18 protein-coding genes are annotated in these 22,471 nt (G+C 52.0%); 6 read left to right on the forward strand and 12 right to left on the reverse strand.

Annotation, left to right across the window (positions count from 1 at the left end):
* Window positions 1–9: 9 nt before the first annotated feature.
* Entirely contained in the window at window positions 10–1,107 is a 1,098-nt protein-coding gene (locus L1X57_RS18275; RefSeq protein WP_009722701.1) for an AI-2E family transporter, read from the reverse strand.
* A gap of 192 nt (window positions 1,108–1,299) precedes the next feature.
* Between L1X57_RS18275 and L1X57_RS18280 the strand changes: the two genes are divergently transcribed.
* Entirely contained in the window at window positions 1,300–2,133 is an 834-nt protein-coding gene (locus tag L1X57_RS18280) for an SIMPL domain-containing protein (RefSeq protein ID WP_009722700.1), read from the forward strand.
* Here L1X57_RS18280 and serS read toward each other — a convergent pair.
* Window positions 2,072–3,349 (reverse strand): serine--tRNA ligase, encoded by a 1,278-nt coding sequence (gene serS / locus L1X57_RS18285; RefSeq protein WP_009722699.1) that lies wholly within the window; start codon window positions 3,347–3,349, stop codon window positions 2,072–2,074. The genes L1X57_RS18280 and serS overlap by 62 nt on opposite strands.
* 338 nt (window positions 3,350–3,687) lie before the next feature.
* Here serS and L1X57_RS18290 point away from each other — a divergent pair, with 338 nt between their 5' ends.
* From L1X57_RS18290 to ydiJ (L1X57_RS18300), 3 genes are all read left to right on the forward strand, one after another.
* Window positions 3,688–4,941 (forward strand): dicarboxylate/amino acid:cation symporter, encoded by a 1,254-nt coding sequence (locus L1X57_RS18290; RefSeq protein WP_039868714.1) that lies wholly within the window; start codon window positions 3,688–3,690, stop codon window positions 4,939–4,941.
* Window positions 4,942–5,055: 114 nt separating this feature from the next.
* Window positions 5,056–5,646 (forward strand): DUF4202 domain-containing protein, encoded by a 591-nt coding sequence (locus L1X57_RS18295; RefSeq protein WP_009722696.1) that lies wholly within the window; start codon window positions 5,056–5,058, stop codon window positions 5,644–5,646.
* 87 nt (window positions 5,647–5,733) lie between these two features.
* Entirely contained in the window at window positions 5,734–8,835 is a 3,102-nt protein-coding gene (gene ydiJ, locus L1X57_RS18300; RefSeq protein WP_234667834.1) for a D-2-hydroxyglutarate dehydrogenase YdiJ, read from the forward strand.
* A 162-nt stretch (window positions 8,836–8,997) separates the two neighbouring features.
* Here ydiJ (L1X57_RS18300) and L1X57_RS18305 read toward each other — a convergent pair whose 3' ends face one another.
* Window positions 8,998–9,906, reverse strand: a complete 909-nt coding sequence (locus tag L1X57_RS18305) for an amidohydrolase family protein (protein ID WP_143759714.1) — start codon at window positions 9,904–9,906, stop codon at window positions 8,998–9,000.
* Between the two features lie 3 nt (window positions 9,907–9,909).
* The gene (locus tag L1X57_RS18310) at window positions 9,910–10,830 is read right to left on the reverse strand and encodes an alpha/beta hydrolase (RefSeq protein ID WP_009722692.1); all 921 of its coding nucleotides are present in this window, start codon (window positions 10,828–10,830) and stop codon (window positions 9,910–9,912) included.
* Window positions 10,831–10,931: 101 nt separating this feature from the next.
* Between L1X57_RS18310 and L1X57_RS18315 the strand changes: the two genes are divergently transcribed.
* Complete coding sequence (locus L1X57_RS18315; protein ID WP_009722691.1) at window positions 10,932–11,900, forward strand: GlxA family transcriptional regulator; 969 nt, start codon at window positions 10,932–10,934, stop codon at window positions 11,898–11,900.
* A 52-nt stretch (window positions 11,901–11,952) separates the two neighbouring features.
* On the opposite strand, the gene L1X57_RS18320 is transcribed toward L1X57_RS18315, so the two are convergent.
* The 5 genes from L1X57_RS18320 to L1X57_RS18340 all read right to left on the reverse strand — a co-directional run bounded on the left by L1X57_RS18320 (window position 11,953) and on the right by L1X57_RS18340 (window position 16,428).
* Window positions 11,953–12,795: a nitrilase-related carbon-nitrogen hydrolase gene (locus L1X57_RS18320; protein ID WP_009722690.1), complete on the reverse strand. Its 843-nt coding sequence runs from the start codon at window positions 12,793–12,795 to the stop codon at window positions 11,953–11,955.
* Window positions 12,796–12,893: 98 nt separating this feature from the next.
* A complete protein-coding gene (locus tag L1X57_RS18325) occupies window positions 12,894–13,775 on the reverse strand; it encodes a glycine betaine ABC transporter substrate-binding protein (protein ID WP_009722689.1) in 882 nt (293 codons plus the stop codon).
* A 37-nt stretch (window positions 13,776–13,812) separates the two neighbouring features.
* Window positions 13,813–14,556, reverse strand: a complete 744-nt coding sequence (locus tag L1X57_RS18330; RefSeq protein ID WP_009722688.1) for an ABC transporter permease — start codon at window positions 14,554–14,556, stop codon at window positions 13,813–13,815.
* A gap of 4 nt (window positions 14,557–14,560) precedes the next feature.
* Complete coding sequence (locus L1X57_RS18335; RefSeq protein ID WP_009722687.1) at window positions 14,561–15,721, reverse strand: ABC transporter ATP-binding protein; 1,161 nt, start codon at window positions 15,719–15,721, stop codon at window positions 14,561–14,563.
* 41 nt (window positions 15,722–15,762) lie between these two features.
* Window positions 15,763–16,428, reverse strand: a complete 666-nt coding sequence (locus tag L1X57_RS18340) for an ABC transporter permease (protein ID WP_009722686.1) — start codon at window positions 16,426–16,428, stop codon at window positions 15,763–15,765.
* A 376-nt stretch (window positions 16,429–16,804) separates the two neighbouring features.
* Between L1X57_RS18340 and ydiJ (L1X57_RS18345) the strand changes: the two genes are divergently transcribed.
* On the forward strand, window positions 16,805–19,939 hold the full coding sequence (gene ydiJ / locus L1X57_RS18345) for a D-2-hydroxyglutarate dehydrogenase YdiJ (protein ID WP_234667836.1): 3,135 nt from the start codon (window positions 16,805–16,807) through the stop codon (window positions 19,937–19,939).
* A 22-nt stretch (window positions 19,940–19,961) separates the two neighbouring features.
* On the opposite strand, the gene trpC is transcribed toward ydiJ (L1X57_RS18345), so the two are convergent.
* The 3 genes from trpC to L1X57_RS18360 are packed head-to-tail and all read right to left on the reverse strand — an operon-like array spanning window position 19,962 to window position 22,435.
* Window positions 19,962–20,765 carry an indole-3-glycerol phosphate synthase TrpC gene (gene trpC / locus L1X57_RS18350; RefSeq protein ID WP_009722684.1) on the reverse strand — a complete coding sequence of 268 codons (804 nt, stop codon included), beginning with the start codon at window positions 20,763–20,765 and terminating at the stop codon, window positions 19,962–19,964.
* Window positions 20,766–20,773: 8 nt separating this feature from the next.
* Entirely contained in the window at window positions 20,774–21,793 is a 1,020-nt protein-coding gene (gene trpD, locus L1X57_RS18355; RefSeq protein ID WP_009722683.1) for an anthranilate phosphoribosyltransferase, read from the reverse strand.
* A 36-nt stretch (window positions 21,794–21,829) separates the two neighbouring features.
* The gene (locus L1X57_RS18360; protein WP_009722682.1) at window positions 21,830–22,435 is read right to left on the reverse strand and encodes an anthranilate synthase component II; all 606 of its coding nucleotides are present in this window, start codon (window positions 22,433–22,435) and stop codon (window positions 21,830–21,832) included.
* Window positions 22,436–22,471 lie beyond the last annotated feature (36 nt).

Genomic DNA, 22,471 nt, shown 5'->3' on the forward strand with positions numbered 1-22,471 from the left:
CCTTTCTTTTTATTCTCGACGCTTCCAAGGTGGACGACGCGCATCGCCAAGACGCGTCCGACGCTGCCCCCCTGGCCCCAGCAAATGGGCAATCCAGCGAGTCTGGGGATGGCTATCCAAGGCGATCTTTAACGTCATCGTCAATACTACCGACAACAGCATACCCGCAGCGCCAAATATCCACCCCCACACGACCAACGAAAGAAACGCCACAAACGTCGATAGCCCCAACGCTTGCCCCATCACCCGTGGTTCAATCAGGTTACCCAAAACGAAATTAATCAATAAATAAGCAGATGCGAGTAACAGCGCCTGTAATGCTCCGCCATCCTGGGATACCAGCAATAGCAGTACGGGAGGAATCGCCGCCAAGGCCGAACCGATATTGGGAATAAAGTTAAGGGCAAAAGCCAGTACCCCCCAGAGTAGCGGAAACTCTACGCCCACTATCAAGCAAGAGAGCCATACTAACACCCCCGTGGCCAAGCTGATGACGGTCTTCACCGCTAGGTAGCGCTTCAGCGTTAAACTAAACTCGCTAAACCGCTTTAGGCTTGGGGCTGGATTCTCAAGCGCGCGCGACACTTTATCTCGGAAGTTAAGCGTTTCAAACAACATGAAAATCACCAACAACCCGATGATACTCCCCTGCATAAAGAGATTGCCGAGTTCGCCTAATAGCGCTGTCACCCACGACCCATCATCTTCCATGGCAAACATATTACTGAGCTGGTCAGGATCAATAGCTAGTCCACGGCTAGAGAGCGCGTTCAGCAAATCCCAATAGTGCTCATACAAACGCGACTCGATATCCGGTAGCGCCTCGACAAAGGTGCTAAAACTGTTCACCACCAGCAAACCAATTAAGGAAATAAATCCCAGCAGCACCAGCAATGTCAAAAAAGCAGAGGCACGCCTGCTTAGGCCACAGTGGTGTAGCCACTGAACAGGCGACGTGCATACAACAGCAATAAATACCGCTAATAGAAGGGGTACCAGAAGATCCGCCCCCGCCTTCATACCCGCAACAATCACCACTAGCGCGGCAAGCGCCAGGGTCGCATTTAAAGGGATACTACGATAATCCTCATCCGATAATTTCGACATTGCCCTTTCCTTAGCGTGTTATCCATACATCATGGCTGCTCACGTGATATTGCACAAACCATGACAACATTAAGCAACTGCTTTGCGTCTACTCTTAGCCAATGAACTTTATGGCGCTTCGCCCTTCCAAGCAGCGTCACACTATAAGTTAGTTAACTCTAATCATTGGCTCTCTCAGTAAGGAAGTGACCTATGAATTCAGCAACACCACATCTAAAACGCTTGCGCTATGGCGTGCTTGGCAGCGCGCTTCTCGCCCTCCTGGCAACGTCTACGGCTTACGCCGCACCACCCACTCCGCCCAGCTTGCATGTCCAAGCCCAGTCATGGGTAGAAGTAGAGCCCGACAAAGCCACTCTCTCTGCACGGCTGTGGGAAAACACACCAGCGGTCTCCACTCTGGAAGACACCGACAGTGCCGCATTGAGTGACGCACGCGAACGGCTTGAAACTCGTGCCAGTGAGCTAATTAAAGCCATGGAAGAGATCGGCATTGAACAACGTGCCATCAATGCTGGGTCGCTCAATGTCTATCCTGAACATGTCGCAGGCCCGCGTAATGATGAAGGCGAGCAAGAAACGTTGATGCGCACCCGCTTAGAGCGCCCTTTTAGTGTTGAGCTTACCAATATAGACCAATTGGGCGAGGTATTTGACGCAATGATAAATGCTGGCGTGAACACGCTGGACGGCGTTCAGTTTGATCTGCAAGACCGCGACGCCGCTACCGATGAAGCACTGACTAAAGCGCTAGAAAAAGCCCGCCATAAAGCGGACTTAATGGCCAGCACGCTAAACGTAAGACTTGGCCAAGTGCGGCGCATTGAAGAAGTCCAAGCGCCCACTTTCCAACCCCGCATGATGGCCATGCGCGCTGAGAGCGATGCCATGGGCAGTGGTTCAGCTAGCGACTATCGCCCCGGCACCATTCGTATCGATGCCGAGGTCAACGTCGAGTGGGCACTTAGAGGGCAAGACGCTCAAGGCCGCCCAGGTAGGGTTGCAGAGGCACAGGAACAGCAATAGAGCCATCTACCTGCTGGTGGTTTTCAAGCACCGCCAGCAGGCACCGCCCCACTGCTAAGCCCGAGCCATTCAGCGTGTGTAGCAACTGCGGCTTTTTAGCCTCCGGGTGACGGAAGCGCGCTTGCATGCGCCGCGCCTGGAAATCTTCGCAGTTAGAGACTGACGAAATTTCCCGATATGTTTCTTGGCTAGGCAGCCACACTTCCAAATCGTAGGTCTTCGTCGCCCCAAAGCCCATATCACCGGTGCACAACGTCACTACGCGGTAAGGTAAGTCCAGCGCCTGAAGAATCGCTTCGGCATGGCCACGCATCTCTTCCAGAGCTTCATAACTCTTTTCTGGCTCTACGACCTGCACCATTTCCACTTTATCGAACTGATGCTGGCGGATCATGCCGCGTGTGTCGCGCCCATGGGAACCCGCCTCACTGCGGAAACAAGGCGTGTGGGCAGTCAGCTTCATTGGCAGTGCCGCTTGATCCACGATCTCATCACGCACAAAGTTAGTTAGCGGCACTTCCGACGTAGGAATCAGATAGTATTCCCGCTCGTCGTTAAGCTTAAACAGATCTTCACCAAATTTCGGCAGTTGGCCTGTGCCCATCAGCGAATCGCGATTCACCATATACGGCACGTAGCACTCTTCGTATCCGTGCTGCTCGGTTTGGGTATCCAGCATAAACTGCGCCAGGGCCCGGTGCAGGCGCGCAATCGGCCCACGCATTACCGCAAAGCGAGCGCCTGTTAGCTTAGCCGCCAGCTCAAAATCGAGATAGCCCGACTTCTTACCGAGATCAACGTGGTCCAGCACCTCAAAATCAAACTCACGAGGTGTGCCCCAGCGGTGGAGCTCAACGTTATCGTCTTCGTTCTTACCTTCTGGCACGCTTTCATGGGGCACATTGGGAATGCCGCTAATAGCATCATCCCAATCAGCCTGCACCTCGGCCAGCTCACGCTTGGCATTATCCAGACGCTCGCCTAAATCGCTCACTTCATCCAGCAACGGCTGAATATCTTCACCGTTAGCCTTCGCTTTGCCAATCGCTTTTGAGCGCATATTGCGCTCGTTTTGCAGCTGCTCGGTCTGGGTTTGCAACTCACGACGGCGCGATTCCAGCGCTTGCAGTGCCGCTTTATCAAGTTCGAAGCCCCGCCGGGCCAGTTGTTGCGCTAGCGCATCAAGATCACCGCGCAGCAGTTTCGGATCGAGCATGAGTTATCCCTTGGCCTGAAATCAGTGGAACACGGCGTACACTGCCCGTGATGAAAGGGGCCTATTGTAGGCAAAAGCAAGGCGTGGAGCTATGGGGGCAGCGTCAGGGAATTATTGCCTGATGCAGCAAATTATAAAAAGCAGATTGGAAAACGATACTAAGGGCTCGCTTGCTCAAGAAAATATCATTCTGAAAGTTTGCTGCACAAAACTCATCTCCCCTGTATGCGCTATTACCAATTGGCATAAAAACCTTGGCTCATTAGTCAAAAGTGGTAGAGTGCCCGCCGATTTGCAGCGCAAATCACTAACAACGGGTTTTAAACAGGAGAAACGTAGTGCAGGAAACAGCGAAAAAGGGAAAATTTTCTTGGTGGCGTGGAATCGCGCTATGGAAAAAAATTCTGGCGGGGTTGGCGCTAGGGGTGTTAGCAGGGGCAATGCTGGGTGAAACTGCCAGCATCTTTAAGCCACTCGGCGATATTTTCATTAATGCCATAATGATGCTGATTGTACCGCTGGTGTTCTCCACGCTGGTAGTGGGTATTACCTCCATGCGGGACCCACAAAAAATGGGCCGCATTGGTGCGCGTACCATTACGCTGTATTTGGTGACCACGGCCTTTGCGATCAGCATTGGCCTAGTGCTTTCCACCCTGTTACAGCCTGGGGTTGGCGTCAATTTAAGCTTCGATACAGAAGTGGCTGCAAACGAAGCCCCCTCCCTGATCTCTATTCTGGTTAACTTAGTACCACGTAATCCTCTCGATGCTCTGGCTAACGGCAACATTATGCAGATCATTGTGTTTGCCATTGGCTTAGGTATTTCGCTAACGCTGATTGGCGAAAAAGGCGAGCCGGTTATGAAGGTCTTCGATAGCTTTGCCGAGGCGATGTACAAGCTTACGGGGATTGTCATGGCCTTTGCGCCCTTCGGCGTATTTGGCTTAATCGCTCACGTTTCGGGCCAGTATGGTTTAGAGATCCTACTGCCGCTGGCCAAGCTGATTGGCGTGGTGTATCTCGCCAGTATTCTGCATGTGTTGGTGGTTTACTCTGGCTTTATTTCACTACTTGGCCGGCTAAACCCTGTGCGTTACCTCCAAGGCAGTTTAGATGCCATTGTGGTGGCGTTCTCCTCCGCCTCATCTGCAGGCACGCTGCCGGTGTCAATTCGCTGTGCGCAAAAAAACCTAGGGGTTTCAGAAGGCGTGTCTGGCTTTGTGCTGCCAGTGGGCGCAACGATTAACATGGACGGCACCGCCCTATACCAAGGCGTAGTGGTACTGTTTATTGCCCAAATGACCGGCACCGATTTAACCATGATGGATTACGGCATGATTGTGGCCACTGGCACGCTGGCCTCGATTGGCACCGCGGGTGTTCCCGGCGCAGGCCTGATAATGCTTTCGATTGTAATGGCGCAAATTGGCTTGCCTCTGGAAGCGATTGCTGTGGTCGCCGGTATTGACCGTATCCTGGATATGGCCCGCACCAGCGTAAACGTGGCGGGTGATTTGATGGTCACGACCCTGGTGGGCAAAAGCGAAGGCGAACTAAACGAAGAGGTTTATAACAACAGCCGCACATAGACTCTCCGTGAATATTACTTTAGCGCCTGCTGCCTTTGTGTAGCAGGCGCTTTTTTATGGCCAGCCGCTAACCTGCTAACATATCGTTATATACTCTTAACCATGCGAACCCTTATGCCTTCTGAGCTTGAACAAACTCTAACGGCCATTGATGCGCTTCACGCTCAAGATCCACGTCAAACCACTCTTGCCGATGGCAACCCCCTGCCTCAGGAACTTGTCTACGCTCAGCGTATGAGCCATTGGTTAGAACAGTTACAATCAGCCCCCGCCGAGCTGTTGCGTTTGGCAGTACGCGCCCAGCATCTCCAGCGCTGGCTTGTACCGCGGAGTGATTACCCTGAAGGGCGCATAGGCTATTTAACCTGGCGTCGCGACCAGAGTGAGCGCGCGGGCGACACCACTGCCCAACTGATGCGCGACGCTGGCTATAGCGCTGCTGACGCCGAACGAGTCGCAACGATTATTCGTAAGAAAGGTCTTGGTCGCGATTCCGATGTGCAAGCGCTGGAAGATTGCGCCTGCCTAGTGTTTTTGGAAAATTACTTCGCAGATTTCTCCCGCAAGGTTGAGCACGACCATATGGTGCGTATTGTGCAGAAAACCTGGGGCAAGATGTCACCCCAAGCACATGCACTTGCCCTGGCACTGCCTATGAGCGAGACCAGCGCAGCGCTGGTGAAAGAAGCGCTGGGCAGCGCATAAGACGCACCACCAAGATGCAGAGCCGCGGTAGCTGCGGTAAAGTAGCGTATCCCCTATCCGCTCCCAGCAGTGACGGCTTGATCAACTATGATTGCATCTTTGGATTCTCGTACGGCCCCGTTTAAACGCCTAAGTACTCATTATGTGCGTTTTCTCGACGCCTTGCGCGCTCGCGGCTTTGAAGGCGAGATTGCCCCTGACTACGCCAACCGCACGGTGCTGGCGACGGATAACTCGATTTACCAGCGTCTGCCTCAGGCGGCGGTGTTTCCTAAGCACGCGGAAGATCTTGAGCGCCTTGCCAAGCTAGCCGCTGAGCTGCCCCACCGCGATATCGTGCTCACGCCTCGGGGCGGCGGCACCGGTACCAACGGCCAGTCGTTGACCGACGGTATCGTGGTGGACGTTTCCCGCCATATGAACCAGATCCTCGAAATCGATGTAGAGGCGCGGCGGGTACGCGTTCAGGCGGGCGTGGTGAAGGATCAACTCAACGCGGCGCTGAAGCCCCATGGGTTGTTTTTTGCCCCGGAGCTGTCTACTTCTAACCGCGCCACCATCGGCGGCATGATCTCCACCGATGCCAGCGGCCAGGGCAGCTGCGAGTACGGCAAAACCCGTGACCATGTGCTGGAACTGGACACGGTTCTGCTGGGGGGACAGCATCTGCATAGCCGCCCGCTTAGCGCTGAAGAAGAACAGGCTGAGTGCCAACAGGAAGGCATTCTTGGTCGCGTGCACTCCACCGCCGCTGAGATTATCGACCAGCAGCGTGAGCTGATTGAGGCGAAATTTCCGCCGCTCAACCGCTGCTTAACCGGCTACGATCTGGCGCACCTGCGGGAGGCGCAAGGCCAACTGAACCTGAACAGCCTGCTGTGTGGTTCGGAAGGCTCGTTGGGCTTTTTGAATGAAGCGGTATTGAACGTGCTGCCGATTCCCAAGCACGCCACCTTGGTTAATGTGCGCTACCCAGGCTTTATGGACGCCCTGCGTGATGCTAAGGCATTGATGGCCAGCAGCGCTCGGCCCACCTCGATTGAAACCATCGACGACACCGTGTTGCAGTTGGCCATGGAAGACTTTGTCTGGGACAGCGTAGCTGAGTTTTTCCCCGCCACCGGTAGTACGCCGATTCGTGGCATTAATCTGATCGAATTTAATGACGATGATCCTGAGCGCTTGGCGGAACGGGTACAGGCGTTCACTGACCATTTGAGCCAAGACGCTACCGTCGAGCGTTTAGGCTACACCCTGGCCGAAGGTCGCCCGCAGATCCAAAAAGTTTACGCCATGCGCAAGCGCTCGGTGGGTTTGCTGGGCAATGTGCAGGGCGAAAAGCGCCCGATTGCGTTTGTAGAAGATACCGCCGTACCACCGGAGCACTTGGCTGACTTTATTACTGAGTTCCGCGCCGCGCTGGATGCTAGGCAACTTTCATACGGGATGTTTGGCCATGTGGATGCGGGAGTGCTGCACGTGCGCCCGGCGCTGGACATGAAAGATCCCGAGCAGGAAAAACTGATTCGTGAGATTTCCGATGAAGTGGCAGCCCTGACCCAGAAGTACGGCGGGTTGTTGTGGGGAGAACACGGCAAAGGCGTGCGCTCGGAGTACGGCCCCAAGTTCTTTGGTGAGTTATACCCCAGCCTGCAGCGCGTTAAAGCCGCGTTTGATCCGCATAACCAGCTAAACCCAGGAAAAATTGCGTCGCCCGCCGAAAGCAATAACCTGATTGCCAAAGACAGCGATCCTGAACTGTTAACGATCGATGGCGTCACTATGCGCGGCCAGTTGGATCGCACCATCGACGAACGCGCCTGGCAGGCCTACGACGCGGCGGTGTATTGCAACGGCAACGGTGCCTGTTATAACTACGACCTTGATGACCCCATGTGCCCTTCCTGGAAGGCTACCCGCGATCGTCGTCATTCGCCCAAAGGCCGCGCCAGCTTGATGCGTGAGTGGCTACGCCTACAAACCCAGGCGGGTATCGATGTGGTGGAAGAGTCGCGCAAGAAAAAAGCCGAAAACGGCTGGGGCTTTGTTAAAAGCTTTCCCCGCCGGGTCATGAACACCGTTAGCAAGCAGCAACACCACGACTATTCTCACGAAGTTTACGATGCCATGGCGGGCTGTTTAGCGTGTAAATCCTGCGCGGGCCAGTGCCCGATTAAGGTCAACGTACCGCAGTTCCGTTCGCAGTTTTTAGAGGTCTACCACGGCCGCTATTTACGCCCGCTGCGCGATTACATCATCGGTGGCACCGAATTCATGTTGCCAACCCTTGCCAAGGTTGCGCCGCTGTATAACGCCCTACTCAACCAGCGCTGGGTAGATAGCCTGATGCGTAAAGGGCTTGGAATGAGTGACTCCCCGCAGCTTTCCCGTGCCAGCGTAAAGAAACAGCTAAGGGCTTGGGGCATCGCCGAAGCCACGCCCACATCGTTGGTACTGCTTACCGAGCAGCAGCGCGCTAACAGCGTGATTATTGTCCAGGACGCCTTCACCAGCCACTTTGAAGCCAAGCTGGTGATGGACGTGGTGGAACTGCTGTCGCGGTTGAATCTGCGAGTGTTTGTGATGCCATTTTCTGCCAACGGCAAACCGCTGCAGGTGCAGGGCTTTTTAGGCGCCTTTGAGCGCACAGCGGAAAAACAGGCCAAGCGCCTGCGGGCGTTGGCAGAGTTCGACGTACCGATGGTGGGTATCGACCCCGCCATGACGCTGACCTACCGCCAAGAATACGTCAAAGCCCTGGGGGCCGAGCAAGTGCCCAACGTGTTAATGCTGCAAGAGTGGCTGGCTACCCGTATTAACACGCTAGCGCCTAGCCAGCTGAACCTAACCGATCCTGGCTTTAAGCTGCTGTCCCACTGCACCGAAAAAACCAACGCACCGGGCAGCCCCAAGGCCTGGCAGCAGGTGTTTGCGGCGTTTGGCTTACAGCTAGAGTTAGCCACCACAGGCTGTTGCGGGATGTCCGGCACCTACGGCCATGAAACCCGCAATGTCGAAACCTCGAAGACGATCTACGCCCAATCCTGGCAGCCCCAGGTGGAAGCCGAGCAAAACAAGGGCAAGCTGCTCGCCACAGGCTACTCCTGCCGCAGCCAGGTGAAACGCTATTCTGGGCAAACTTTGCCACACCCGCTTCAGGCGTTGCTGACATGCTTGCGTAGCCGTTGAATCCAAAACGACTAAATATCAAAAAGAAAACAGCCCCTCATCTGCTAGATAAGAGGCTGTTACTTACGAAACCTCTGATTAACTATTGCGCTTGACCATGCTGAGCTTTTTCGTTGATTTTGCCTTGCCTGGACCGCGCTCATCACATTAATCAGAGACTCCTTAGGCTAAATCACCAAAATAAAGCACTTTTGGATTATCAACCAGTATTCGCTTACGCGTTTGCACATCAGGCGCCCAAGATGCAAGTTCATCTAAAAGCGCACCGTCGTTTGGCATGGGTACGGAGATATGGGGATGAGGCCAGTCTGAGCCCCAAACACACCTCTCTGGATTAGCTTGAATCAGTTGCTGTGCGAAAGGGACAACGTCATCGTAGGGCGTTTGATCAAGCGAGGTTATGCGGTATGCCCCCGAGAGCTTTACCCAGGCATGACCATTTTTCAAAGCACGGCAAAGCGCTTGAAAGCCTTCCTCGGTAAGCCCTTTCTCACATGCCATGTGTCCCATGTGGTCTATCACAACAGGAACAGGCAGTTGGCCTATGCGTGTTTCGAAGTTCTCAAACTCAGAAACATCAACAAGAAATTGCAAATGCCAACCCCTTTCAGCCAACCTGTCTGCAAGAACGGTGACGTCTTTCCAAGATATCCCTCCCTTGAAAAGCATATTAAGCCGCACGCCTCGAAACCCGTCTTCATGCAGTGCATCTAGCTCACCATCACTGACTCTACTATCAACAACCGCAACGCCTCGATAGGCATGCCCGGCCTTCCTCAAGCGTTGTAATGCATGACGGGTAACTGAATTGTCCAATCCATACACGCTTGGTTGCACCAGAACACCGCACTGAATACCAAGCGTCTGATGCAGGTGAAGGTACTCCTCTAGCGAAGCATCCGGCGGTGTGTAGGTGCGACCAGGGTGAAAGGGATACTTCGATGAAGGCCCAAACACATGCGCATGGCAGTCAACTGCACCAGCAGGCACCAAGAAGTTCGGTGGCCTAGGCAATGGATCCATCGGAGCACATTCTGGAATTCCAGCGAGACTACCCGTACTGTTATGCATTACTTACACCACCGCCTTAGCAGCTTGCTCAGTGGCTACATTTGATGCCACCCAATTAGCAACAACTGCTGCAAAACGCTGGAACTTAGGATCATCGTCTAGCATCCATTCGGTATGTCCACCTTCTGGAAGTAGAAATAATGATTTAGGCCCAGGATAGGCGGCATACAATGAATGCGCTTCGGTTACCGGGTGGAGATCATTTTCCCCACCATGGGCAATGAGTAACGGCGTATTTGCAAAGCGCTGATCAATATGGGCTTCTGGGTGGAACGAAACAAGCGAGTCGGCAAAGTCTAAATCAGATGTCAGCCCATAACCGGGTGTTTTTCGGAGCACTTCATCAACATAACCTTTAGAAATAGGGTCAAGCGGATAAATATCAAACGGATCAATCTTTTGTGCTTCTCCTCCTTGAGAAAGGCGAAGGCGCTCTTGCTTAACGAATTGACGGAAATTTTTCCACCCCAACTCGCCGCGTAGTGCTTTCTGTACACGCACAGCGTCAAAAAAGCCGTTCATGCTGATCAATGCATCAACCTGATCTTCTACCAAACGGTAAGCATCTAACACTAAGCCACCGGCCATGCCCCAGCCAGCAAGAACCAGGGCACGACCTTCTTGTTCGGCACGAGCTCGTACACTAGTAACGACACTTGCTATATCGCGCACTTGCTCTTCTAACAATACTTTACCGCGCTCACCTTCGCTTTCACCGAATCCGCGATAGTCAAAACCGAAGCACAAAAAGCCTTTCTTGGTTAAAAAACGAGCAAACCTCTCTGGGTGGATATGCTTGAGACCAGTAAAGCCGGAGCAGACAATAACGACTGGCGCATGCTCCTGTAGCTTACTTTCTTCCCAGTAGTAAGAACCATCAAGTTTAAAACCATCACTAAAGATTGAGACGCTTTCTGATTGCATGGAGTGCTCCGAAAATATTCAAGATGTCTATTGAGGCATTGACATCTTGCTATAACGGCCCCATCGTTAAAGACATTAAAACGCCATAAAAGAAAACAATTATGACACGCGACAGACAAGCATCCCACCCTTTCAGTATTGGCTTCTTGCTTTTTCCTAATTTCGCGATGCTCTCTTTTAGCTCAGTGATAGAGCCATTACGTATTGCCAACCGACTTAGCAATGAACCTGTATATCATTGGGAGCTACTAAGCCTTAATGACCAAGCGGTTATAGCAAGCAATGGTATTTCCTTTACCCCTAGTTTACCGGTAAGTGAATGGAGGCAGCTTGACAGCCTTATTTTGGTCGCAGGTTTAGGCACCAATCTTATTGCTGATCAAAGCCTGTTTAAATGGCTACGTGAAATTTCACGTAGTAATAAACTCTTAGGGTCTACCTCTACGGGGAGTATTCTTCTCGCGAAGGCGGGCGTATTAAAAAATAAACGCTGCACGATCCACTGGGAAGATCAGGCTAACCTTCAGGAAGAGTACCCTGAGCTGATTGTTACCCATGAGCTTTTTGAGATCTCGGGCAACATAATGACTTGCTCTGGTGGCACTGCAGGACTCGACATGATGCTCTCAATAATTGAGAACCAACAAGGAAGTGATTTAGCAAAAAAAATTGCCGAACAGTGTATCCACCCCACCATCCGCTCTGCGCATGAAATGCAGCGAATGCCCATCGAAGAACTGCTTGGCATTCACAATCCTGCGCTATCCACTTCAATTAAAATTATGCAGTCACATATTGAAGACCCGATTAACTGCGACAGTATTGCTCAAATGGCCAATATATCTAATCGACAACTGCAGCGCTTATTTAAAGATAAATTCTCCCTTACTCCAGCAGCATATTATCTTAGACTGCGCCTTGAACACGGCGACAACCTACTGCGTAAGACATCCATGAGCGTTTTGAACATTGCAACCGCAACAGGGTTCTCGTCAACATCTCACTTTAGCAAATGCTATAGAAAACAATATGGACTATCACCGCGTGAACAGAGAAAGTCCATCAGCTAATATTTATATCTCCAAAGAGTCCCTACTCACTCTAAATCCAGGGCTAAAGGGACTAGCGATAACCAGCCATCAGCTCACGAATCAGTGGTGTATCTGCGTCTCTATGAGTGGGAAGCTCAAAACGTGCTCTAGCAATATGTGTTCGTGACAGTTCGGCCATAATCAGCATTTCACGATCTTCTGCTTCAGCAAGCAACTCTCCACGCGGGCCGATAATGCACGACCCACCCCAGAAATGGCTTTGCTCCTCGGGGCCGTAGCGGTTGCTCATAATAACTGGTGTACCGTAAGTCATGGCGTAGAAGCGCACATTCAGCAACCAATTTTCCTCGTTAGAAAAATCCTGACTAACCACGCCGGAGGCCGAATTAATAGGAGCACATAGCACGGTGGGACGAGGTAGCAGCGCCGCGTGAACTAACGCAGGGTTCCATAAGTCTGCGCATATTAGCGGTGTACTAGACCAGCCTGGGCAAACTTGCGCCATTGTTAGTTCACTGCCGTGTGAAAACCATTTACCTTCTTCCAACCCACCATAAGTAGGAAGGTTAAGCTTACGGTGAACGGCAACCAACTTCCCATGTTGTAAAATAGCCATTGCATTATAATACTCACCTGGACTTGCTTCCTCGACAAAACCGACAATTGTCTGCATGCCTTCGCAAACCTTTGCAAGCGCCATCAAACGAGCATCTTCTAATGGCATCGCAACTTTCATCACATTGCTTCCGAGGGAGTACCCTGTCAACGAAAGCTCTGGAAACACTAATAGTTCAACACTTTGCTCCTTAGCCTCTTCTATCAGTGAGATATGGCGATCAAGATTAGCGTCTATATCACAAAGCATACTATTTATCTGCGCAGCAGCCACTTTAAGCTTATCCTGATAATGCATAGCGTATCCCATCAAAAGATAAAATATCAGTTTAAAAAAGCCACTTTAACGCAAAAACGACCGCCTAAAGGCGGTCGCGCTTCACACCGTAATTTTATTTATAGCATATCGTTCTGCTCTAAAAAATCTTTAGAAACATTTTCAATACTTTTACGCTCAACATCAACTTCTGCGTTAAGCGCCGCCATAATCTCGTCATCTAACAATGCTGATAGCTCGTTAAGCTCAGACTCTACATTTGGATGAAGCTCCAGTGTTTCCTGGCGAACAACAGGTGTTAGTGCATAGGCTGGAAAATAGTCTTTATCATCTTCAAGCACATAAAACCCAAACGCTGGAATACGCCCATCAGTAGCAAACACCAATCCTACATCTACCTGCCCATCACGAAGTGCTTGATATACAAGTCCTGAATCCATACGGCTTATATCACGGCGACCAACATTAAAATCATAGGCCTCCATCAGTGGACGCCAACCATCATCCCGCGCATAGAATTCAGCATTTAATCCAAACGATAGTGACTCGCCATCATTAATTGCACTTGCCAGCTCAGAAAGGGTTGTAATACCACGCTCTGCTGTGTCTGATTCTCTCATTGCCAATGCATAGGTATTATTAGCAGCAGATGGTTCTAACCATACTAATCCTTTTTCAGCATCAAGCTCTTTGACGCGCTCATACGTTTCTTCAGCACTAAGACGTTCGGAGATATTATTATAGTTAATAAGCGAAGTGCCCGTATACTCCCAGTATACATCAATCTGGCCATTCTCTTGCGCTTGGCGAAGCACAGCAGACCCCATGCCAGCCCGAGTATTTACATCGTAGCCCAACCCCTCTAGATACTGGCTGGTCATGCTCGCTAAAATCTGCTGTTCAGTGAAATTCTTTCCACCAACAGTAATATTGGCAGCGTAAGCGGAGCTGACACCGATAAGAGCGATACTACTTAAAACAGATAAGATAGGCTTAATCATTTTGGAGCTTCCTATATCAATTGTTATTGTGCAGCTGCTACGCATTCGCTGCTCGGCGAGCGGGATTAACCCCGCGGGGTACGACAAGAAAAGCAATACTGGCGACTGCGGCATCAACCAAAATAGCTAGTATGGCAGTCGGGATAGCACCAGCGAGCATCATCAGAGGGTCGTAAAGATCAATACCGGTAAAAATTAACTCTCCTAGCCCTCCTGCGCCGATTAAAAATGCCAACGGTACGGTGCCAACATTGATTGCGAGAGCTGTTCGGATGCCCGCAAAAATAACATACAGTGCGTTGGGTAATTCGACGCGTATTAGCCGCTGTGCAGGCGACATACCGATACCTGAAGCAGCCTCTTTTAATGCCGGAGACACGCCTTTTAGCCCCGTATAAGTATTGCGAGTAATAGGCAGTAGTGTGGCAACAAACAAGGCAAATACAGCAGGTACTATACCTATACCTAGCAAGCTCATTGATAACGCAAGTACTGCTAGCGTTGGAATCGTTGTCCCAATATTAAGCACTTGCATACCAGATTCTGCCCAACGCGCCATACTCGGACGGGAGAGCACAATGCCTAAAGGTATCGCGACTAGAATTGCCAGCGATCCAGAGATAACAGTGAGCCATAGGTGCTCCATTGTTAAAAACTGAATATCGGGCAAGTAAAATATGAATTCTTCAATAACGCCTGTCGCGTAGCTCCAGGCGCCGGCAACAAAGACAGCCACCAGGAGCAGTAAGCGGAAGACCCCTTTAAGACTTTGAATGGGCATTAGCTCACTCCTCTGCCATCGGGTCGGCAAGCTCTGCAGCGGCTTGCTGAGTACGAAAACGTGCACCAAGATGATGGGTCATCGCACGCTGCGTGATATGCCCACTCAAGCGACCTTCATCATCAACACATGGCAGCCAGGTGATATCGTGCGCAAGCATTAAAGACACCGCTTTACGCAGATCATCATTAACGTTCACAACAGCGGGCACCTTTTGAGCATAGTCGTGACAACTGCCTTGACTCATTTGTGCCACTGAACGTGGGATAATTCCGACTGGCTGGCGTTCTTCGTTGACCATCACAATAGCGTGCTGATAGCCGCACTTATCGAGCTTTTGCAGCGCACTTTCCAGACTATCGCGGGGCGAAACCGTTTCGAAATTAGTGCTAATAACTTCCCGAACACTAATTAAGTTGAGCCGCTTAAGAGCACGGTCTTCGCCGAGAAATGATTCAACAAAGCTATCTTTCGGTGCGGCAAGCAAAGTATCAGGGGTAGCGTATTGCACTAAATGACCGTCACGGAAGATTGCAATACGGTCTCCCATCTTGATGGCCTCATCAATATCGTGACTAACAAACATGATGGTTTTCTTGAGTTCTTGCTGCATCTTCAAGAACTCATCTTGAATCACTGCGCGATTAATAGGATCGATAGCTCCAAAGGGCTCGTCCATTAACATGACGGGAGGGTCTGCGGCCAAGGCTCGGGCAACACCAATACGCTGCTGCTGACCACCAGAAAGCTCACTAGGGTAACGCTTGAGAAAGGCATCTGGCTCCAGCGCAATCATGCGCATTAGCTCTCTGGCTCTTTCCTTATATTTGGCTTTGTCCCAGCCAAGGAGCTTAGGCACCACCGTAATGTTTTCTTCGATAGTCATGTTGGGAAACAGGCCTATCTGCTGAATGACATAGCCAATATTGCGGCGTAATGTTTGGGTGTCTAGCGAAGAAGTGTCTTCATCATCGATAAAAACCTTGCCAGAGGTAGGGCGAACGATGCGATTAATCATCTTCAACGTGGTGGTTTTGCCGCAACCGGAAGGTCCCAGCAAAATGCATATCTCACCCGTGGGCACTTCCATATTAATATGATCAGCAGCAACCACCGCGCCTTTTGGTGTATCGAAAACCTTCGTTAGATTATCCAGTCGAATCATGCTGGTATCCTTTTTTGTTAAATGAGGGCTGAAGGGCTACATCAGTTACAGGCGGGCACCTGTTCCATACCCTTGGGCGTCAATCGCTTTTGGAGGTATAGCAGCGCGTAATCAACAATGATTGCCAGAAGGCTGACTGCAATGGCGCCTAAGATAAGTTGGCGTGGGTCTGACTGAGAAATGCCACGACTAATGAAGGTACCTAGCCCACCCGCGCCTATATAAGCAGCAATAGCCATGACACCTATATTGAGCACGACCGCCGTGCGCACGCCGGCCATGATCACCGGCACAGCCAAGGGAATTTCAACTTTTTGTAGGCGCTGGTTCTGGCTCATACCAATGCCACGAGCAGCTTCACGAAGTGCTGGATCGACGTTATTTATCGCGGTGTAGGTATTGCGAATAATAGGGAGCTGCGAATACAGCAAAACAGCAATAACAGCGGGCACGTATCCAATGCCATGACCGACGATAGACAAGATCGGTATCATGATGCCAAACAAGGCAATAGAGGGGATGGTGACAATAATAGAAGCGATGTAAAGAACGGTCTTAGCCATTTTTTCGTTTTTGGTTATGGCAATACCGATAGGCACCCCCGTCAACGTTGCAATACCAACGGCTATTCCAACAAGGACAATGTGCTCAATCGTGCGCGCTATAAGTACATCAAAATTAGACGCCGCATAGTGAATCCACTCCATCTATACACCCCCGATATATTGTGATTATTAGTAAGCAAATATATGTCTAGGCTATTGAAATTCAGGCAAGGGTACTGGCAATTAAGCGACATTAAACAATAGAAAAACGCCTAATTTGCCAGTTCCTCACCGTCTCACCTTTCGACATGAATTCATTGCTCAGTAAATATCAGTTTAATAAGCAGTAAGTTAGCAAGTAAACTAACCTCTTCCACAATGCTCTTTTCTGCACTTAGCGCACTTTTTAAATGACCGTTTTATGCTCTTAAACGCCTATTTTATCGATGTCGCATCGAGCTTCTTAACGTAAACTTGCCCAACTTTAAGCGCTATAAAGGCGTTTCATTTACTTCACTTTAACGACAAAACATTCATCATGATGGCATTCATTGACTCTCGAAATTTTGCACTTGAACGCCTGAAACCCTATTACGTGCGTTTTCTCGACACCTTGCGCGCTCGCGGCTTTGAAGGCGAGATTGCCCCTGACTACGCCAACCGCACGGTGCTGGCGACGGATAACTCGATTTACCAGCGTCTGCCTCAGGCGGCGGTGTTTCCTAAGCACGCGGAAGATCTTGAGCGCCTTGCCAAGCTAGCCGCTGAGCTGCCCCACCGCGATATCGTGCTCACGCCTCGGGGCGGCGGCACCGGTACCAACGGCCAGTCGTTGACCGACGGTATCGTGGTGGACGTTTCCCGCCATATGAACCAGATCCTCGAAATCGATGTAGAGGCGCGGCGGGTACGCGTTCAGGCGGGCGTGGTGAAGGATCAACTCAACGCGGCGCTGAAGCCCCATGGGTTGTTTTTTGCCCCGGAGCTGTCTACTTCTAACCGCGCCACCATCGGCGGCATGATCTCCACCGATGCCAGCGGCCAGGGCAGCTGCGAGTACGGCAAAACCCGTGACCATGTGCTGGAACTGGACACGGTTCTGCTGGGGGGAAAGCATCTGCATAGCCGCCCGCTTAGCGCTGAAGAAGAACAGGCTGAGTGCCAACAGGAAGGCATTCTTGGCCGCGTGCATACCACTGCGGCTGAGATTATCGACCAACAGCGTGAGCTGATTGAAGCGAAATTCCCACCACTTAACCGCTGCTTAACCGGCTACGATTTGGCGCATCTGCGGGAGGCGCAAGGCCAACTGAACCTGAACAGCCTGCTGTGCGGTTCGGAAGGATCGCTGGGCTTTTTGAATGAAGCGGAACTGAACGTGCTGCCGATCCCTAATCACGCCACGCTGGTTAATGTGCGCTACCCAGGCTTTATGGACGCGCTGCGTGATGCTAAGGCATTGATGGCCAGCAGCGCTCGGCCCACTTCCATCGAAACAGTGGATGACAAGGTGCTGCAGCTGGCCATGGAAGATTTTGTCTGGGACAGCGTAGCTGAGTTTTTTCCCGCCACCGGTAGTACGCCGATTCGTGGCATTAACTTGATCGAGTTTAATGACGATGATCCTGAGCGCTTGGCGGAACGGGTACAGGCGTTCACTGACCATTTGAGCCAAGACGCTACCGTCGAGCGTTTAGGTTACACCCTGGCCGAAGGCCGTCCGCAGATCCAAAAAGTCTACGCCATGCGTAAACGCTCGGTGGGCTTGCTGGGCAATGTGCAGGGCGAAAAGCGCCCGATTGCGTTTGTGGAAGATACCGCCGTACCACCGGAGCACTTGGCTGACTTTATTACTGAGTTCCGCGCCGCGTTGGATGCTAGGCAACTTTCATACGGGATGTTTGGCCATGTGGATGCGGGGGTGCTGCACGTGCGCCCAGCGCTGGATATGAAAGATCCCCAACAGGAAAAACTGATTCGTGAGATTTCCGATGAAGTGGCAGCCCTGACCCAGAAGTACGGCGGGTTGTTATGGGGAGAACACGGCAAAGGCGTGCGCTCAGAGTACGGCCCCAAATTCTTTGGTGAGCTCTACCCCAGCCTGCAGCGCGTCAAAGCCGCGTTTGATCCGCATAACCAGCTGAACCCCGGCAAGATTGCGTCGCCGTTGTCTAACCCGCCCGAAGCCGCGGGTAGGTCTGAGAACCATGAACTAATCGCTAAAGACAGCGACCCTGAACTGTTAACGATCGATGGCGTCACCCTGCGCGGCCAGTTGGATCGCACCATCGACGAACGCGCCTGGCAGGCCTACGACGCGGCGGTGTATTGCAACGGCAACGGTGCCTGTTATAACTACGACCTTGATGACCCCATGTGCCCTTCCTGGAAGGCTACCCGTGACCGGCGCCATTCGCCCAAAGGCCGCGCCAGCTTGATGCGTGAGTGGCTACGCCTACAAACCCAGGCGGGTATCGATGTGGTGGAGGAGTCGCGCAAAAAGAAAGCCGAAAACGGCTGGGGCTTTGTTAAGAGTTTTCCTCTGCGCGTTGCTAATACGCTCAGCCGCAAGCAACACCACGACTATTCTCACGAAGTTTACGATGCCATGGCGGGTTGCTTGGCGTGTAAATCCTGTGCAGGCCAGTGTCCGATTAAGGTCAACGTGCCGCAGTTCCGTTCGCAGTTTTTAGAGGTCTACCACGGCCGCTATTTACGCCCGCTGCGCGATTACATCATCGGTGGCACCGAATTCATGTTGCCAACCCTTGCCAAGGTTGCGCCGCTGTATAACGCCCTACTCAACCAGCGCTGGGTAGATAGCCTGATGCGTAAAGGGCTTGGAATGAGTGACTCCCCGCAGCTTTCCCGTGCCAGCGTAAAGAAACAGCTAAGGGCTTGGGGCATCGCCGAAGCCACGCCCACATCGTTGGTACTGCTTACCGAGCAGCAGCGCGCTAACAGCGTGATTATTGTCCAGGACGCCTTCACCAGCCACTTTGAAGCCAAGCTGGTGATGGACGTGGTGGAACTGCTGTCGCGGTTGAATCTGCGAGTGTTTGTGATGCCATTTTCTGCCAACGGCAAACCGCTGCAGGTGCAGGGCTTTTTAGGCGCCTTTGAGCGCACAGCGGAAAAACAGGCCAAGCGCCTGCGGGCGTTGGCAGAGTTCGACGTACCGATGGTGGGTATCGACCCCGCCATGACGCTGACCTACCGCCAAGAATACGTCAAAGCCCTGGGGGCCGAGCAAGTGCCCAACGTGTTAATGCTGCAAGAGTGGCTGGCTACCCGTATTAACACGCTAGCGCCTAGCCAGCTGAACCTAACCGATCCTGGCTTTAAACTGCTGTCTCACTGCACCGAAAAAACCAACGCACCGGGCAGCCCCAAGGCCTGGCAGCAGGTGTTTGCGGCATTTGGTTTAGAGCTTGAGCTGATGGCGACCGGTTGTTGCGGGATGTCCGGCACCTACGGGCATGAAACCCGTAATGTCGACACATCGAAGACGATCTACGCCCAATCCTGGCAGCCCCAGGTGGAAGCCGAGGAAAACGAGGGCAAGCTGCTAGCGACAGGCTACTCCTGCCGCAGCCAGGTGAAACGCTACTCAGCGCAACCCCTACCCCACCCGCTTCAGGCGTTGCTTACGTGCCTCAAGCGGGCAAGTTAATAAATGCTTTAAACAACGTCGATTAAAAGAAGAGCCGCTTGAGGGCTTGGCCAGGATCCTCTTCACGCATGAAGGCTTCACCAACCAAGAAACCGTTCACCTCATGGTCGCGCATTAGCTCTACGTCATCTCGGGTATGGATACCGGATTCGGTGATAACCGTGACGCCCTCAGGAATGCGCGGCAGTAGGTCTAGTGTGGTATTCAGGCTGGTCTCGAAGGTATGCAGATTACGGTTGTTGATACCTACCAGTTTTAGATCCAGCGCTAAGGCACGCTCTAACTCAACAGCGTCATGCACTTCTACCAGCACATCCATGCCTAACGCACTGGCTTGCTGGTGCAGATCGCGCAGTTGAGAGTCGTCTAAAGCAGCTACAATCAGCAGGATGCAATCTGCACCAATGGCACGCGCCTCGGTTACCTGATAGCTATGGGTAATAAAATCTTTACGAATGATGGGTAGGTCGCAGGCATCACGGGCGGCGATCAGAAAGTCCTCATGCCCCTGGAAAAAATCCGCATCAGTCAATACTGACAAGCAGGCTGCGCCGCCCTCTGCATAACGTTTAGCGATATCGTCAGGATGAAAATCCTCACGCATCACGCCCTTGGAAGGCGAGGCTTTTTTCACCTCAGCGATGACCGCCGCATCACCTGCGGCAATACGGTCATTCAGCGCATCAATAAAGCCACGTGGGGCGCTTTGTTTGTCAGCCAACGCCAGCAGATCTGCTTCAGAAACCGCCTGTCGGCGCTCGGCTACTTCTTCGTCTTTACGAGCCAAAATACGCGTTAAAATTGTTGGCGTTGCCTGATCAGTCATTAGATTATTTACCCTTTAAAGACACTAGTGAAGTGTGAAAGCTCTCGAAGCTTCTCTAGCGGTAACTTTGAGGCCTGCGCATCCTGAGCCACCATCACGCCCTCTTTTAAACTATCGGCCACACCTGAGCAGTAAAGTGCTGCACCAGCATTTAGTGCCACTATATCCGCCGCTGCCCCTTCGCCGCTAAGAGAGGCCTTCACTAACCGTAGGCTATCTTCAGCGCTGGTCGCTTTTAGTGGTGTTAGGCTTTGGCGCTCAATACCCAACTCTTCTGGGGTAATGGTGTATTCGGTAATTTCGCCATCTTTTAGTTCAGCTACGCGCGTAGGGGCAGCCAAAGAAATTTCATCTAAGCCATCTTCAGAGTGCACTACCAGTACGTGGCGACTGCCCAGCTTTCGGAGCACTTCAGCCATCAGCGGCACTAATTCAAGCGAATAAACGCCCAACACTTGATTAGGTGCACTGGCGGGGTTGGTCAACGGTCCAAGGATGTTAAACAGCGTGCGAACGCCCATTTCTCGGCGCGGCCCGATAGCGTAGCGCATGGCCGGGTGGTGATTGGGAGCAAACATGAAGCCCACACCTACCTGTTCGATACAGCGAGCCACCTGCTCAGGCTTGAGATCAAGGTAAATGCCGGCGATATCGAAAAGGTCCGCGCTACCCGACGACGAGGAAACGCTGCGGTTACCATGCTTGGCCACATGAGCGCCCCCGGCAGCAGCTACGAAACTAGCCGCCGTAGAAACATTAAACAGGTTAGCTCCATCACCGCCGGTGCCGACAATATCGACTACGTTATCGGTGTGCAGCACCACCCGCTTCATCAGCTCGCGCATTACCTGGGCCGCCGCGCTAATTTCCTCGGCGCTTTCACCTTTCATGGCAAGCCCCACCAGCAGGCCACCAATTTGCGCATCGGAGGCTTCGCCGGTCATGATCTGGCGCATTAGCGCGTGCATCGCATTGAAAGAGAGGTCTTCGCGGCGCATCACCGCGTTAATTGCATCTCGCATTTGCATGAACAGAAAAGCCCCTAAAGCGTATAAATTTGGCAATCAGCCGCGTTTTAAAAAGTTAGCCAATAACGCATGGCCTTGGCGCGTGAGTATTGACTCAGGGTGGAACTGTACCCCTTCAACATCCAGGCTGCGATGACGAAAGCCCATTATCAGCCCTGGCGTAACGTCATCGTCTGCGGTCCAAGCAGTGATTTCAAAACACTCCGGCAAGCTATTTTTTTCTACCACGAGTGAATGATAACGGGTCACTTCTAGCGGGTTTTCAAGCCCGCTAAACACGCCTTGCCCACGATGTACGACGGCAGACGTTTTACCATGCATCACTTGGGGCGCCCGCACCACTTTACCACCGTAGACCTGTCCAATCGCCTGATGCCCAAGACAAACCCCCAAAATAGGTAGTTTACCCGCAAAGTGGGTGATCGCCGCCAGCGATATGCCCGCTTCATTAGGGGTGCATGGCCCAGGTGAAATGACTAAATGGGAAGGCGCTAAGGCGTCAATTTGTTCTAGGGTAAGCTCATCGTTGCGATAGGTTATTACCTCGGCCCCCAGCTCACCCAAGTACTGGACGATATTGAACGTGAAGCTGTCGTAGTTATCGATCATCAATACACGTTGCACTACCTGCACTTGCGCCATCGCCCCACTTACTCCATCACATTAATCAAACCACTT

This window comes from Halomonas sp. TD01 (assembly GCF_923868895.1).
GTDB lineage: Bacteria > Pseudomonadota > Gammaproteobacteria > Pseudomonadales > Halomonadaceae > Vreelandella.